Genomic DNA, 986 nt, shown 5'->3' with positions numbered 1-986 from the left:
ACGGTGATTATATGCAGTTACCTCCTATAGAAAATAGAATTTCGCACGAATTTAAAGCTTATTATTTATAATAAATAAAACTATGAATATTGCGGTTTTAATGACTTGTTATAATAGGAAAGACAAGACAATAAAGTGTCTGGAAGCCTTATCAAATGCCATTTCAAAGTGCCGTGAATCTATAAAAGTGGATGTTTTTCTTACTGATGACGGTTCTACTGATGGTACAGCTGAATCTATATGTTCAAATATCTATCCTTTTTCTTTACATCTAATTAAAGGGAATGGCAATTTATATTGGAATGGAGGAATGGTTGCTGCTTGGGAAGCTGCATTACAACAAGGTAAATATGATGGATATTTATGGTTAAATAATGATACATATATTTATCCGAATTTGTTTGATGAATTGTTGGAAGCTGATGACTACTCTTTTAAAACTTATGGAGTTCATGGTATATATGTAGGTTCTACACAAGATCCTATAACCAAAAAGTTCACTTACGGTGGTTTTAACTTTGTCAGTAAATGGACTCTTAGAGATGAATTTGTTCATCCTGACGGTAAATACCATTTATGCCAATGTGCACATGGAAATGTAACATTTATCTCAAGTGATGTTGTCGAGAAAATGGGAATCTTATATAGTGGCTATCTTCATGGGGGAGGTGATCATGACTATACATATCTTGCCTATAAAGCCGGATATCCTCTAATCGTATTGAAAAGCTATGTTGGCGTATGTGAGAATGACCATGAAAAAGATGGATATGATGATTTTATGAATATGTCCTTAAGAAAGAGGATAAAGTATTTATATTCTCCTGTTGGGTACAATCTGCATAATACCTTATTATTTCAGAAAAGATGTTTTCCGTATAGATATCCTTTTGTGTGGGTTATGGGATATGTAAAAGCACTGTTCCCTAATATGTATATAAGGATTTACAAATATATAAGGTCGAATATATAGTACAGAATCATAC

1 protein-coding gene is annotated in these 986 nt (G+C 32.5%); it reads left to right on the top strand.

Annotation, left to right across the window (positions count from 1 at the left end):
* Positions 1-82 precede the first annotated feature (82 nt).
* On the top strand, positions 83-973 hold the full coding sequence (locus I6E24_RS16410) for a glycosyltransferase family 2 protein (protein ID WP_235329775.1): 891 nt from the start codon (positions 83-85) through the stop codon (positions 971-973).
* The last annotated feature ends 13 nt before the right edge of the window (positions 974-986 follow it).

Source organism: Bacteroides caecigallinarum (assembly GCF_021530995.1).
Taxonomy (GTDB): Bacteria; Bacteroidota; Bacteroidia; order Bacteroidales; family Bacteroidaceae; genus Phocaeicola; species Phocaeicola faecigallinarum.
This window is presented reverse-complemented; position numbering and strand designations above follow the sequence as displayed.